The following is a 14,222-nucleotide window of genomic DNA, read 5'->3' as shown; positions in this document are numbered from 1 at the left end:
ATATAGAAAAAGTAAGGGAGTATACTTCCCTTATTAACCAATAAAACTAACTAAAAAGTGCTTTAATTTCTTTTTTATTAAATGATTTTTTTGCAACGTCTACTTGAATTAAAGAGTCAGAAACTTTTCTTTTGTTTTTTTGTAAGTCTACAATTTTTTCTTCAATGGTATCTTTACAAATCATTTTATAAGCCATTACATGTTTTGTTTGTCCTATTCTATAAGAACGGTCTATTGCCTGGTTTTCAACTGCTGGGTTCCACCATGGATCTACTAAAAACACATAATCAGCCGCTGTTAAATTAAGCCCAACTCCACCCGCTTTTAAACTTATTAAAAACACCCGTAAATTTTCTGTTTCTTGAAAATTTGCAACTTTGTCTTGTCTTTTTTGGGTTTTTCCATCTAAATATTCGTATGCTATGTTTTCGTTATCTAGCCTGTCTTTTATCAATTGTAACATGGTAGTAAATTGCGAAAAAACTAACACTTTATGGTTCGTTGTTTTTGAGATAATATTTTCAATTAAAATATCTAATTTTACGGACGATTTTCCATAATCTTCCTCATCGCTTAATAATTCTGGCGAGTTACAAATTTGACGTAATTTTGTTAGCCCTTCAAGCACATACATTTGCGATTTTCCAATACCATTCTCATCAATTTTATTTAATAAATAATCTCTGTATTTATCTTTAAATAAGTTATATACCTTTCGTTGCTCCATTCCCATTTCACAATACAAAATATTTTCTGTTTTCTCTGGAAGTTCGGTAGCAACTTGTTTTTTTGTTCTTCTTAACAAAAAAGGATGAATCATTTTACTTAATAATTTAGAAGCTTCTTCGTTTTTAAATTTATCTATAGCTTCAGAAAATTCTTTTTTAAAATGACTTATAGTACCTAAAAGACCTGGATTTAAAAAGTTCATTTGTGCGTATAAATCGAATGTATTATTTTCTATAGGTGTACCTGTAAGTGCTAACCTATTTTTGCTTTGAAGCATTCTTACAGCTTTGTATCGCTTAGAATTTGGGTTTTTTATTGCCTGACTTTCATCTAAAATTACGTATCCAAATTTTATTTCTTTTAACGTTTCTATATCGTTTAAAATAGAGCCGTAAGTTGTTAAAATTATATTTGCTTTTGCAAAAGACTTAATCTTTTCTTTTCTATTTAAGCCTGTGTAAACCAATACTTTTAAAGATGGGCAAAACTTTTGTATTTCGCTCTCCCAATTAAAAATTAAAGAAGTTGGCACCACTACTAAATGACTCAATTTTTCTTTTTTTACTATTTTTAAATATGCTAAAAATGCAATTACTTGTAATGTTTTTCCCAATCCCATATCGTCTGCCAAACACCCACCTAATTCGTTTTCTTCTAAAAAAGCCAACCAATTTAATCCTTCTTTTTGGTATGGTCTTAAAGTGGCTTTTAATTGTTTTGGAATGGTAATATTTGCAACGTCTTTTAAATTGAGTAATTGTTGTTTTTTGCGTTGTAGTTTTAATAAAAATTCTGGCGTGTTTTCTAAGTCTTCATACAATTCATCAATACTATTAAATTGATAGTTAGAAATTTTAATAGCATTATTTTTTACTTCGCCCGATTTAAAATATCTCGAAAATTTTTGAAGCCATTCTTTGGGTAAGATTCCAAAAGTTCCATCGCCTAAAACTACATACTTACTTTTTTTAAGTACCGCTTTTTTAATGTCTCTTAAACTTACTTTTTGGTTGCCATATTTTATTTCTATATTTAAATCGAACCAATCCGTTTCCGATTTTACACTCATAGAAATGGTTGGTTTATTTAAATTAAATTTGAATGATTTTAACTCCTTTGCTCCAAAAATAGCAATGTTTTTTTGAGGCATTTTTTCTGAGAATTTAAGAAGCCAACCATCTTCTACTAATTGATATGGTGTAAGAAAAAAAACGCCATCTTGTTCTTTAAAATCTGGATGAAATTCTTTAAATTCTTCTAAAAATTCGTTTTCAAACGTGTAGTTTCGAGGAATTATTCTTTGTTTTTTTGCATCAAATAATTGTTCTTTGGTATGTAAAAGCATTACCTCTTTATTGTATTGTACACCTAGTTTAAAAAGAATATACTCACCTTCATAATCAGATAGATACACTTGTTTTTGAAGCTGTTCTTCTGCTATTTTTTTCTTAGAAACTTTATATACTTTAGTTGTAATATCGAAATGTTTAGAGATAGGTTTTAAAAATTCTTCATACAATTTATTCTCGTCGTTTTTTATAAAATTTATTTCACTTCGTTGTTGAAGTCGATTGATATGTAAAAATTCTTGTGGTGTTTTAAAGCAATAAATTGTATTATTATACAAACAAAAAAATGGAAAAATTTTTATTTTTGATGAGTTTATTTGATAACTATTCCCTTCGATAGTTATTTTAGGTTTTAGCGTATAAAGTGCTTCTTTTTCTGTAAATGTAAAAGATAAAATAGGGTTTTCTGATGAAAAATTAACAGGAACAATATTTTTTTTAACAAAAGTATCTTTCTTTTTTTTTGTAAAATAAGAATACTCAGAAGTCTCTTTTAATAAATTGTTAAACTGAATAAATGAACTACGATACATATCAATAGAAAAATTATTAAGAAAACGTTCGTAAATTTCTCTAAATTCTATTGCTTGTAATAAAGCATTCTTTTCTAAGACAGAAATCGTTCTTAATTGTTCTACAAAATTATACCTATCTATTTCTTTAAAAGTAGAAGCAAATTCTTTGGAATGCTTTTTAAATTTTGCTTTAAATGGAAGAAAACTAAAAAAATCTATCTTATTTTGCCTGTATAAATCAAAACAAAAACCAATACCATATTCTAATTCTTGGCTTTTATTTTCTGATGAAATTAAAAAAGCATCTTCTTGTTTTTTATCTAATTTCGGAATTAAATTTGATGAAGCCATTTCTAATGAGGGTACAATATTTTTTACCTTTTCTACAACTTCAATTCCATTTATTCCAAAAGAAAAATCAAAAAAATCTTTATAATTATCTGCTAGTGTTAAACCGTAATTTTTTAAAAATAGTTCTTTTTGATTATCTATATAATTAGGAGTAAAAAAATCTTCTCCAAAATCTTCTATTAATCTACTTAAAGCAGATAATATATGCACACATATATTTTTTTTAGATTCTCTACAAGTACAAAAAACTTTTAATATATTATTAGTAGAATTGTAGTTAAATTCTTGGTTTTTGGAAGGCCAACTATTATACGTAGTTTTAATAAAATTTTTAGTTATTGCTAGTATTTCAATACTATATTCTTGTAGATAATAAATGTTATTTTTTTTACAAATACTATCTAATAAAACATCTGTAATTAAATGGTTTTCTAAAAATAGTTCATCATTTTTTACTTCTATAATCTCATTTCCAAATAAATCTTTTTGAATTTTTTCTAGCATTTCTTCGTCTATAATAAAGTTTAACCCTGCTACTTCGTGTTTACATAAACCAGCATAATCATAAGGGCAATTACAGCTGGTTTTAATATTTTTTTCCTTAAAAAATACTATTATTTCGTAAGGTTTATTTCCTGAACCTTTATAATAAAAAACGTATTTTTCCTTTGTTTTAAATTTTAGATTTACTTGGATAGAATTGGCTCTGTTACGAATGGCTTTAGTCGAGCAATTAGTTATGTATTTTTTTATTTCTTTTATCATCTTTTAAAAAAATCTATTTAAAAGTATCCTTTTTTTTAATTTTAATTTCTATCCATTCGAATATGAGGGATTCCATCTTCTAAGTACTCCTTACCTATTTTTACAAATCCGTGAGATTCGTAGAATTTTTGCAAATAAGCTTGAGCAGAAATGGTAATTTTATCAGCATTAAAATGCATTTTTACTGCTTTTATGGAAGCTTTTATTAAATCGTTACCAAAACCTTGTTTACGTTCTTCAGCAGAAACTAATACTCTACCAATATAGGCATTCTTAAAAGAATTTTCCGCGTTAAAAATTCTTGCATATGCAACTATTTTGTCATTTTTAAGACCAAAAACATGTAAAGACTTAAAATCTTTTCCATCTACATCTTGATACACACAATCTTGCTCCACCACAAAAACTTTAGCACGTAATTGCAATATTTCGTACAATTCGTAAGTTGTTAATTCGGAAAATTGTTTTGTAGTGAAGTTCATTATTTATCTCATCTTTAAAAAGATTTCTCTGTACTATTCCCTAAAAAAGCGGAATCACTCGAAATAACAGTTTGTAAGTTATATTGTATTTACAAAAGAAATTTACACAGCACAAGAAATTTTATCGACTCTAGTTGCATGTCTTCCTCCCTCAAATTCTGTATTTAAGAAAACATCTACAAAACTAATGGCTTGTTGTAAAGACACAAAACGTGCAGGAATTGTTAAAACGTTTGCATTGTTATGCTGTCTTGTTAACTCTACTAATTCTTTATTCCAACACAAAGCTGCTCTAATTCCTTGGTGTTTGTTGGCTGTCATTTGTGCGCCATTTCCAGAACCACATAAAATAATACCTAATGCTGCTTTCCCAGATTCTACTGCATTTGCTGTTGGGTGAATAGCATCTGGATAATCCATAGAACTATTTGAGTCGGTTCCAAAATTTAATACCTTATGTCCTTTTTCTTCTAAATGTTTTATAATTTCGAACTTGTATGCTGTTCCTGCATGATCGTTACCAATGGCAATTGTCATAATAAGTTAGTTTTTTAAATTTATTATCTTGTTAATTTGTCATCCTCGAGTTTATGGAGAGATCTCAATTTTAAAACAATTTTATAGATTCCTCTGTTTGGCTATCGCTTCAATCTTAATGACAGATAGTTACATCAACAAAAATATAGAATTTTATGGTTATGAACAGTTATAAACAACTTAAAAATTCTCTTTTTTAATAACTCTTTAGTATTTAAGTTTTTAGCGTTTTAAGCCAATGTTAAGAAGTTGTAATAATAAACTCGTAACTTTTTTTGGTGAATTAAATTTTTATTACAATACAGCGAGCCTTATAACATACACAACTTTTTTTATTCTTATTTCATAAAAGTTTATCAACATAAAATTTACAATTTATTTACATAGAAAGTGGTATTAATTATTCATAAAAATAGGTTGATAGCTGTTTATAAGTTTTGTTAATAAGTGTATTTTAAGATTGATTTTTAACTCTTTAAATAGCTTATAAAATGTCAGCAGTTTTTAATAACTCATATATTAAAATAAAAAGTAATTATTTTATGGTAACTATTCACACACTATTATAACCATTATAGTTTTTTAAAAATTTTATAAAAGAAAAAATATAATAATATAGAATGTTAATAAGTGTAGAAAGAGAAAAAAAAATATTTTTAAAAGATACGAATTACACAGATTCCACGAATCTTATCTACTTTTTTTTAGAGAAATAGCAAAGATTAATAGTTTTTTTTAAATTATAAAATAGAATTTTATATAATATTTTAAGATAATTCTATAAATAAATGTTAGGCTAAGTTTGTCGAATTTTTTTATGAAATTTAAATTCTAAACCGTTTTCTTTTCAGCCTTTAAAAGATAAGTGGTGTCTTTTTTAATTTCAACCGTTTTTTGAGGAGTATCTACTTTATCCAACGAAGAATTAACTGTTATTACAGTTACAAAAACTCCTGCAATAAAGATAATAGCAAATAAAGTAATTATTTTATATAGATTTTTCATCTGAATTTAAATGTCCTCTTACTATAAAGACGCTTAATTTTCAGAAACGTTACAAAAATATTAAGTTTTTTTTAACTTTTTAAGATTTTAATTTTTAAAAACTATAAAGTAGCGCATTTAACTTTGTAAGTTGAATTTATTTATCGATTTTTTAGTATACTTAAAAATATAGTACATCTTTACCCAATCGTTTCCAGTTCTTAAAGGAATATACGAATAGTTAATTCGGAAGTTTTTACATACCTTTGCACTATTATTTCGTTTACTACATTGTGTAGTGTTTCATCTCCGCCAACTTAAAATAATTGTTTCTAAACCCCTTTTTTTGATAGCATTTGTACTAAATTAACCTTGTGTGTTTAGAGAATTTTGTAAAAACAAAAGAATAGTTTAAATTCTTGCGTTTTAAGTTTTGTTGAATTTCTTTCCATCGTTTAGAAAAATCGCCATTACCAGAAGCTGGGTTTGCAATTGTAAACCAAGAAATACTATTTATAGTATAAATATAACATATAAAAAAATAAATTAATAGCGCTATTTCTAAAGTAGGAGTAGTATAAACAAGCAAAGTACAATATAGAATCGTAACAATAAATTAATAAAAATATAGATTCTTTAGAAATAATGATGGTTATTTTAGCATCGAATTCAATATTTAAATTAGATTTATAAACAAATAAAATTTGTGAATTTGTGGCGAAAAAATCCACAAAAATTTCATTTTAAAAAATTGTATTTTGCAGAAGAAATAATAAGAATATAAATGACAAAAAAGAAGAAAAAAATATACAAAAAGAAAGGAAAAGTTGTAAAAGATTTAACCAAAAATATATTTAGAATTTTAAATGAAGACAGTAGTAAGTTCTTTAATTATAAACAAATAGCTTCAAAATTAAAAATAGAAGATACTAATGGGAAAAATCAGGTTATTAAAAAATTAGCCGAATTAACTGCTACCAAAAAAATTAAAGAAGTAGATAGAGGAAAGTTTCAAATTAATGAAGATAGAAAATATTCTATTGGAACTTTAGATATTACATCGAACGGAAATGGATATTTTGTAACAGACGCTTACGAACACGATGTTTTTGTTCCAAACATTAACCTTGGTAAGGGTTTACATGGCGATGTTGTAAGAGCTTATGTGTACAAACGAAAGCGAAGTAATAAGCTAGAAGCCGATGTTGTAGAAATTATAGAACGTGCAAAAACAGAGTTCGTAGGTGTTTTACAGAAGAATAAAAATTTCGGATTCGTAATTTGCGACAACCACAAAATGTACGCAGATATTTTTATTTCTCAAAACAAGATAAATGGCGCAGAACATGGAGATAAAGTACAAGCAACCATACAAGATTGGCCAGAAAATTCTAAAAATCCGTTTGGTAAAATAACCACAGTTTTAGGAAAACCAGGAGACCATAATACAGAAATGCATTCTATTTTATTAGAATACGATTTGCCTTACGAATTTCCGCCAGAAGTAGAAAAAGATGCAAAATTACTTCCATTAGAAATTACAAAAGAAGAAATTTCGAATCGAAGAGATATGCGTAAAGATTTAACGTTTACCATAGATCCAAAAGATGCAAAAGATTTTGATGATGCATTATCTTTCACAAAATTAGAAAACGGAAATTTCGAAGTAGGCATTCACATTGCAGATGTTTCGCATTATTTAGAACCAAATACCCTTTTAGATAACGAAGCTTATGAAAGAGCAACATCTGTTTATTTAGTAGATAGAGTAGTGCCAATGTTACCAGAAATGTTAAGTAATGGTGTTTGTTCTTTAAGACCAAATGAAGAAAAATTAACGTTTTCTGCAGTTTTTGAAATCAACCAAAAAGCACAAATCGTAAACGAATGGTTTGGTAGAACTGTCACCTATTCCGACCAACGTTTTGCGTATGAAGAAGCACAATATTTAATTGAAAATAATGATGTGATCTCGAGCGAAATCGAGAAATCTCATAATAATTTTAACTGCACAATTCCTTCAAATATTTCAATTACAGATAAAGAGTATATTGTTACTCCAGAAGTGGTAGAAGCCACTTTACAATTAGATAAATTGGCAAAAATTCTTCGTAAAAAAAGAATGAGACAAGGTGCCATTTCTTTTGATAGAGTAGAAGTAAAGTTTAATTTAGATGAAGAAGCAAACCCAATTGGTGTTTTCTTTAAAACCTCTAAAGATGCTAATAAATTAATTGAAGAATTTATGTTATTAGCCAATAGAAAAGTGGCAGAATTTATTGGAAGACATAAAGGAAAACCATCAGGAAAAACGTTTATTTACAGAGTTCATGACGAGCCAAATGAAGAAAAATTAGCTTCTTTAGAAAATATTATTGGCAAATTCGGTTATAAAATTGATACGACTACAAAACAATCTACATCTAATTCTTTAAATAAGCTTTTAAATGATGTAAATGGAAAAGCAGAATCGAATATGATAGAAACGCTTGCTATTAGAACCATGTCTAAGGCAGTCTATACCACACAAAATATTGGGCATTATGGATTGGCTTTCGACTATTACAGCCATTTTACGTCGCCAATTAGACGTTACCCAGATGTTATGACACACAGATTATTGCAACATTATTTAGATGGAGGAACATCACCAAAAGCAGATTCTTACGAAGAGAAATGTAAACATTCTTCACATAGAGAAGAATTGGCTTCAAAAGCAGAACGTTCTTCCATAAAATATATGCAAGTTAAATACATGCAAGATCATAAAGATGAAGTGTTTAATGGTGTAATTACAGGTGTTACAGAATGGGGAATTTATGTAGAAATTTCGGCCAATAAATGTGAAGGAATGGTAAGAATTAGAGATATAAAAAGCGATTATTATATTTTTGATGAAGACCAATATGCTATTATTGGGCAGTCTACAAAAAATATGTATCAATTAGGAGATAATGTAAAAGTTCAGGTAAAAAAAACCGATTTAGAACGCAAACATTTAGATTTTAATTTAATTGAAGAATAAATTAGTCTGTCATTTCGACCCTGTGGAGAAATCTCTAATTTATAATATTAAATTTATATAAAGTTTGTAATGCTGTAAGTTTCTCACATAAGAGTAAGAAAGTAGTGTGGAATTCTTTCAGAATAACAAACTCTGTGGTTACTTTGAGAGAAATTCTATTAATAAATATAATTAATTTAAAAAAACAATGATTTTAACAACAACACACAACATAGAAAGCTTTAAAATAATTAATTATTTAGGAATTGTAACAGGAACAGCCTACGATTCTAGTTACTCTTCAAACGGAACAAAAATGTCTTTTAAAGACATGTTTAGCATGTCTAAATATTACGAAAAATATACTTTGGGTTTAGAAGCTATTAAAGAAAAAGCCTTCCAAAATTTAAAAGATAATGCTTTAAAATTAGGTGCAAATGCAGTTGTTGGTATTCAGTTAGATGTAGAACCTTTGGCAAATTCATCTACTTTATTAGTTTCAATTACAGGCACTGCAGTAAAAGCTGAATAGATTTTTTTAACGATATTTGCACAATAAAAACCAGTAAAAAACTTTATAGTGGTATAATTTTTGAAACAGGATTATCAACTAAACCCTAATTATAATGAAAAAATTAGCTTTTTTAAACTTACTATTTGTAGCATTTTTAACAAATGCACAAACAACAGTTACTAAGAACTTAGGCGATTATAATACATTAAAAGTGTATAATGGAATAGAAGTAACACTTATAAAATCTACCGATCAAAAGTTAGAAATTACTGGCGAAAAATCGGAAATGGTAAAAATTAAAAATGTAAACAACACTTTAAAATTATCTTTACCTTTTTCTTTAAAACCAGATAATAATGCTGCAGATGGTAAAATTTTAATTAAAATTTATTACAATAAAAATATCGATGTTATTGATGCAAATGAAGGTGCAACAATTACTGGAAAAGATTTTAAACAAGATAAAATTGAAGTAAATGCACAAGAAAGAGCATTCATAAACTTAACCTTAACAACAAAAGAATTAAAAGTAAGAGCTTCTTCTGGAGGAATTATAAAACTTTCTGGAACAACAACTAACCAAGAAGTAGATGTAGATTTATATGGTATTTACCATGGTTTTAAAATGAATTCTTCAGCAAAAACAGATGTAAAAGCAGGAACAGGAGCGAAAGCAGAGGTAAATGCAGAGAAAACGTTGCATGCGAAAGTAAGTTTTGGAGGAACCATTTTTTACAAAGGAAATCCAGAAGTTGTAAAAGATAAAAAAGTAATTGGTGGTATTATCGAAAAAAGAAATTAGGAGAAATAAAACAAAATAGTACTATAACAACCTTTTTTGTATCTTTGTACTATTAAATTACATAAAAAATGAACAGTTTATCTATATTTTTTGGCTTTATTGGCGGACCTCAAGTAATTATAATTCTTGTAGTTGTTTTATTATTGTTTGGTGGAAGAAAAATACCAGAATTAATGAAAGGTTTAGGAAGTGGAATTAAAGAATTTAAAAATGCTTCTAAAGAAGATTCAGAAGAACAACTAAAAGAAGAAAACAAATAATAAAAAAAGCGCTATTTTACTTACAAATAGCGCTTTTTTTATTTAAGAATTTAATGGATTTTAATCTCCAATTAATTTAAATTTTTAATAAAAAAAATTATTTGTCTAATTTTTTTGTTTTTTGATTTTTCATAGCTTCACCAATTTGGTTACTTGCTGTAAAACTAGCTACCATATCGTTTAACATTTGGCTTCCAGCTTGTGGCGAGTTTGGTAATAAAATTAAGTTGCTATTAGTTTCGCCTCCAATTGCTTGTAAAGTATCATAATGTTGGGTTACCACGATTAATGCAGACGCTTCTTGTGAATTGATACCTACTCTATTTAAAACATCTACAGATTCTTCTAAACCACGCGCAATTTCTCTTCGTTGATCTGCAATACCTTGTCCTTGCAAACGCTTACTTTCTGCTTCTGCTTTTGCACGTTCTACAATTAAAATACGTTGTGCATCCCCTTCAAATTGAGCCGCAATTTTTTCTCTTTCGGAAGCATTAATTCTGTTCATGGCTTCTTTTACTTGCGCATCTGGATCGATATCTGTAACCAACGTTTTAATAATATCGAAACCATAATCTAACATGGCATCATTTAATTCTGCTTTTACAGCGATGGCAATATCATCTTTTTTTACAAAAACATCGTCTAATTTCATTTTTGGAACTTCTGCTCTTACTACATCAAAAACATAAGAAGTTATTTGATCGTGAGGATAATCTAATTTATAAAAAGCATCGTACACCTTGTCGTAAATAACTTTGTATTGTACAGAAACTTTTAATTTTACAAAAACATCATCTAATGTTTTTGTTTCTATAATAACATCTAATTGCTGAATTTTTAAACTTAATCTTCCTGCAACCCTATCTACAAAAGGTATTTTTGCTCTAAGACCAGATTGTCTTATGGCGTTAAATCTTCCAAAACGTTCGATTATAGCAGCAGTTTGTTGTTTTACCATAAAAAAGGAAGCGAAAAGAATAAGAATTCCAATAAATAAAAGGATAATTAAAAAAGGAGGCATAGTTTAGTTTTTTTAGAAGTTAATATTGGTTTTTTTGTAAATATACAGAAATTATATACTAACTTATTAGTATACAAATCTTCTAAAAAGTTACAATTTTTTTATAAAAAAAAAACTCTCAAATAAATGAGAGGCATTAAACTTTTATTTTTGGTAGAAAATAAATTTGTAAGTTAAATACTAATTTTTAAAATTGCGTTTTCAATTCTCAAAATTGTTTCTTCTTTTCCAATCATTTCCATAATATCAAATAAATGAGGTCCAGCTAATTTACCAACCAAAGATAAACGTAGTGGTTGCATTACTTTACCAAAACCAATTTCTTTATTGGCAATCCACTCTTTAATTTCTTTTTCTGTGTTTTCTGATGAAAAGTCTTGGATTTTTTCAATTTCTGAAATCAATTCTTGCATTAATTCTGCAGTTCCTTCTTTCCAATTCTTTTTTGAAGCTTTTGCATCATATTCTGTTGGAGCTTCAAAAAAGAAAGAAGATAAATCCCAAAAATCTGATACGAAAACGGCTCTTTCTTTAATTAAAGAAACTACTTTTTGAGTATAATTTTTATCCGTTTTAATTCCTTTTTCTTCTAAAATAGGCAAGTACAAATCTGTTAATAATGCATCAGATTTTGTTTGCATATATTGTTGCTGAAACCACTTCGTTTTATCGGGATTAAATTTGGCACCAGATTTACTAACACGTTTTAAATCAAACTCTTGTGCTAAATCTTCTAAAGAAAATAATTCCTGTTCTGTTCCAGGATTCCAGCCTAAAAAAGCCAACATATTTATAAAAGCATCTGCAAAATAACCATCTTCTTTATAACCACGAGAAACGTCTCCAGTTTCTTCATTTGTGTAGGCTAAAGGAAATACTGGGAAACCTAATTTATCGCCATCTCTTTTGCTTAATTTTCCTTTTCCAGTTGGTTTTAAAATTAATGGCAAATGTGCAAATTTTGGAGTTTTCCAACCAAATGCTTTGTATAATAAAACGTGTAAAGCCATGGATGGTAACCATTCTTCACCACGAATTACGTGACTAATTTCCATTAAATGGTCATCAACAATATTTGCTAAATGATAAGTTGGCATACCATCACTTTTAAACAAAATTTTATCGTCTAAAACATTGGTATCTATTTTAATTTCTCCACGAATTTCGTCATTCATTATTAAAGTTTCGTCTTGTGGAGATTTAAAACGAACTACATATTTATCGTTATTATTAATTCGGTTTTGTGTTTCTTCATTAGTTAAAACTAAAGAATTTACCAAACGTCCTTTTTCGCGATTGTGCCAATTGTAAATAAATGTTTTTCCTTCAGATTCGTGAGCTTTTCTTTCTGTATCTAAAGCTTCAACAGTATCAAAAGCATAATAAGCCCAGCCTTTTTCAATAAGAATATCTACGTATTTTTTGTAAATTTCTTTACGTTCCGACTGTTTGTATGGACCAAATTTTTCGTTCTTTCCTGAACCTTCATCAAAAGGAATATTACACCATTTTAAAGAGTCTATAATATATTGTTCTGCATTGGCAACATAACGAGTTTGGTCTGTGTCTTCGATTCTTAACACAAAAGTTCCATTGTGTTTTTTGGCGAATAAATAATTGTATAAAGCTGTTCTTACGCCACCAATATGTAATGGTCCTGTTGGACTTGGGGCAAAACGAACACGAACATTAGATTCCATTTTTTTGTTTTTATATTCCTGTTTTACTGAAACAAGTTCAGCATAAATCACAAGAAATTTATTTTTAATGAACCTTAAAGAAAGTTTAAGGTGCTTTTTTCGTTGTGCAAAGATAGTTTTTAATGAAAAAATTTGCCACGAATTCACAAATTAATACTCTTAAAAATAAAATGAGTACGTAAATTTATAGAAAACATAGGTTTATAGTATAAAAAAGACCTCACGAGGTTTTTTAAACTTGTGAGGTCTGAAATACATTTGTGAATTTGTGGCATTATTTAAGAAATAACTAACCTAAAAAGTATTAAAAATACCAATGGAAAAAGCAGTTTTTTTAGGCACATTATTACCAAAGAAAGCGTTACCAAAACTAGCAGTAATTCCTAAATCGCACAATTGTAAAATTCCTTTTAAACCATAAGCACCATATTCTTGGTCGTTTACATATAAACCTGTTAATGAGTTGTTTATAGGTATATTTACCTCTCCATTTTTAAATGATTTTACAACATCTACATACCCAATTAACCAAATATTTTTAGTAATTTTTCCTCCAAATTCTCCTCCAATTTTAAAGTTAGAACTGTAATCGTTCGTTCTTAAATCTGCACCAATATGTGTTTGTAAAAATGTTTTTCCAAAACTTTTACCAGCTAACAATTGAGGGGTAAAAGTAAAAGCATCGTAACCTGTTCTAATTCCTGTTGCTTTGTCGTAAGAACTTGTATTTATTTCAGATAATAATTGACCTGCTAAAACCCAACCATTATTATAAAATTGATGTTTTAAACCCAATTGAATGTTTCCGAAAGAGGTTTTAGTTCCATTATTTGTTAAAGGAGAAATTAAATTTTTATTGGCAACAAAATCTCCTACTTTAATAGATTTTAAAGGAACACTAAAAATTAAGGAAGTCTTATTTGTAAACCCATATTCTCCATAAATTTGGAAGGTTCTATCCGTAATATTTCTTTCGGTGTTATCTGGGTCTCCAAAAAGTTTGTTATAATTAGGAATTGTGGTGTAAGAAAAATTTACAAATAAATCTCCTTTTTTCTTAGTCCAAGGACTTTGTGCAAAAAGGGATGTTGTTAAAAGTAATAGTAATAGTGAAGTTAATTTTTTCATTTTTTTTAGTTTATTTTTTGTTAGTAGAAATCATTTTAAAATGCTTACAAATTCATTTAACAAATATTTCGTTTCAAT

11 protein-coding genes are annotated in these 14,222 nt (G+C 27.7%); 4 read left to right on the top strand and 7 right to left on the bottom strand.

The features are described from left to right. Positions 1-46: 46 nt before the first annotated feature. From J3359_RS10995 to J3359_RS10980, 4 genes are all read right to left on the bottom strand, one after another. Entirely contained in the window at positions 47-3,709 is a 3,663-nt protein-coding gene (locus J3359_RS10995) for a DEAD/DEAH box helicase (protein ID WP_208076914.1), read from the bottom strand. Positions 3,710-3,750: 41 nt separating this feature from the next. Then, complete coding sequence (locus J3359_RS10990; protein WP_208076913.1) at positions 3,751-4,191, bottom strand: GNAT family N-acetyltransferase; 441 nt, start codon at positions 4,189-4,191, stop codon at positions 3,751-3,753. A gap of 102 nt (positions 4,192-4,293) precedes the next feature. After that, the gene (gene rpiB, locus J3359_RS10985) at positions 4,294-4,728 is read right to left on the bottom strand and encodes a ribose 5-phosphate isomerase B (RefSeq protein ID WP_208076912.1); all 435 of its coding nucleotides are present in this window, start codon (positions 4,726-4,728) and stop codon (positions 4,294-4,296) included. 831 nt (positions 4,729-5,559) lie between these two features. Next, positions 5,560-5,733 (bottom strand): hypothetical protein, encoded by a 174-nt coding sequence (locus tag J3359_RS10980; protein WP_208076911.1) that lies wholly within the window; start codon positions 5,731-5,733, stop codon positions 5,560-5,562. A gap of 763 nt (positions 5,734-6,496) precedes the next feature. Here J3359_RS10980 and J3359_RS10975 point away from each other — a divergent pair. From J3359_RS10975 to tatA, 4 genes are all read left to right on the top strand, one after another. Next, a complete protein-coding gene (locus J3359_RS10975; protein ID WP_208076910.1) occupies positions 6,497-8,737 on the top strand; it encodes a ribonuclease R family protein in 2,241 nt (746 codons plus the stop codon). Positions 8,738-8,924: 187 nt separating this feature from the next. Beyond that, complete coding sequence (locus tag J3359_RS10970) at positions 8,925-9,248, top strand: heavy metal-binding domain-containing protein (RefSeq protein ID WP_208076909.1); 324 nt, start codon at positions 8,925-8,927, stop codon at positions 9,246-9,248. A 94-nt stretch (positions 9,249-9,342) separates the two neighbouring features. Continuing rightward, entirely contained in the window at positions 9,343-10,032 is a 690-nt protein-coding gene (locus J3359_RS10965; RefSeq protein WP_208076908.1) for a head GIN domain-containing protein, read from the top strand. 68 nt (positions 10,033-10,100) lie between these two features. Beyond that, entirely contained in the window at positions 10,101-10,292 is a 192-nt protein-coding gene (tatA, locus tag J3359_RS10960; protein ID WP_208076907.1) for a twin-arginine translocase TatA/TatE family subunit, read from the top strand. Between the two features lie 97 nt (positions 10,293-10,389). Here the strand turns inward: tatA and J3359_RS10955 are convergent, their stop codons facing one another. The 3 genes from J3359_RS10955 to J3359_RS10945 form a co-directional block, all read right to left on the bottom strand. Continuing rightward, positions 10,390-11,316 carry an SPFH domain-containing protein gene (locus J3359_RS10955; RefSeq protein ID WP_208076906.1) on the bottom strand — a complete coding sequence of 309 codons (927 nt, stop codon included), beginning with the start codon at positions 11,314-11,316 and terminating at the stop codon, positions 10,390-10,392. Between the two features lie 173 nt (positions 11,317-11,489). Then, positions 11,490-13,016, bottom strand: coding sequence for a glutamate--tRNA ligase (gene gltX / locus J3359_RS10950; protein WP_208076905.1), 1,527 nt, complete (start codon positions 13,014-13,016; stop codon positions 11,490-11,492). Positions 13,017-13,310: 294 nt separating this feature from the next. Further along, positions 13,311-14,144 (bottom strand): hypothetical protein, encoded by an 834-nt coding sequence (locus J3359_RS10945; protein WP_208076904.1) that lies wholly within the window; start codon positions 14,142-14,144, stop codon positions 13,311-13,313. Positions 14,145-14,222 lie beyond the last annotated feature (78 nt).

The organism is Polaribacter cellanae (assembly GCF_017569185.1).
Lineage (GTDB): Bacteria > Bacteroidota > Bacteroidia > Flavobacteriales > Flavobacteriaceae > Polaribacter > Polaribacter cellanae.
Note: the sequence above shows the minus strand (reverse complement) of the source record. Positions and strands in the feature narration are given on the sequence as shown.

What these genes read in the sequence shown, in the direction of transcription:
- rpiB (WP_208076912.1), bottom strand. Translation starts at nt 4,728, where the DNA reads ATGACAATTGCCATTGGTAACGATCATGCAGGAACAGCATACAAGTTC.
- J3359_RS10995 (WP_208076914.1), bottom strand. Translation starts at nt 3,709, where the DNA reads ATGATAAAAGAAATAAAAAAATACATAACTAATTGCTCGACTAAAGCC.
- J3359_RS10965 (WP_208076908.1), top strand. Translation starts at nt 9,343, where the DNA reads ATGAAAAAATTAGCTTTTTTAAACTTACTATTTGTAGCATTTTTAACA.
- J3359_RS10975 (WP_208076910.1), top strand. Translation starts at nt 6,497, where the DNA reads ATGACAAAAAAGAAGAAAAAAATATACAAAAAGAAAGGAAAAGTTGTA.
- J3359_RS10970 (WP_208076909.1), top strand. Translation starts at nt 8,925, where the DNA reads ATGATTTTAACAACAACACACAACATAGAAAGCTTTAAAATAATTAAT.
- J3359_RS10980 (WP_208076911.1), bottom strand. Translation starts at nt 5,733, where the DNA reads ATGAAAAATCTATATAAAATAATTACTTTATTTGCTATTATCTTTATT.
- J3359_RS10990 (WP_208076913.1), bottom strand. Translation starts at nt 4,191, where the DNA reads ATGAACTTCACTACAAAACAATTTTCCGAATTAACAACTTACGAATTG.
- gltX (WP_208076905.1), bottom strand. Translation starts at nt 13,016, where the DNA reads ATGGAATCTAATGTTCGTGTTCGTTTTGCCCCAAGTCCAACAGGACCA.
- J3359_RS10945 (WP_208076904.1), bottom strand. Translation starts at nt 14,144, where the DNA reads ATGAAAAAATTAACTTCACTATTACTATTACTTTTAACAACATCCCTT.
- J3359_RS10955 (WP_208076906.1), bottom strand. Translation starts at nt 11,316, where the DNA reads ATGCCTCCTTTTTTAATTATCCTTTTATTTATTGGAATTCTTATTCTT.
- tatA (WP_208076907.1), top strand. Translation starts at nt 10,101, where the DNA reads ATGAACAGTTTATCTATATTTTTTGGCTTTATTGGCGGACCTCAAGTA.